This window comes from Streptomyces capoamus, from assembly GCF_014654935.1.
Lineage (GTDB): Bacteria > Actinomycetota > Actinomycetes > Streptomycetales > Streptomycetaceae > Streptomyces > Streptomyces capoamus.
Genome location: NZ_BNBF01000001.1, coordinates 10,239 through 10,467 on the forward strand (window position 1 = coordinate 10,239; position 229 = coordinate 10,467).

A 229-nucleotide genomic window follows, 5' to 3' on the forward strand; every position below is an offset into this window, starting at 1 on the left:
GGAACGGCACTGGCGGGCCGGGCAGGACGTACGGCACGCGGAGTACGGGCCCGGCTGGGTGCAGGGGAGCGGACTCGGGCGGGTGACGGTGCGGTTCGAGACACCCCTGTCGAAGCCGGGGCGTGTGCGGACGTTCCTCGTCGACGACGCCGCGCTGGAACCGGCCGATCCGCTGCCGCTGGTCCCGGACGCCGCACCGGGGGAGGTCCGGGCCGCCGCCCCGGTGCGG

Annotated in this window: 1 pseudogene; it reads left to right on the top strand. The window is 77.3% G+C overall.

The window, feature by feature from the left end:
- Window positions 1–229, top strand: a pseudogene (locus tag IE312_RS38260) (DNA polymerase IV); the annotation flags it as partial.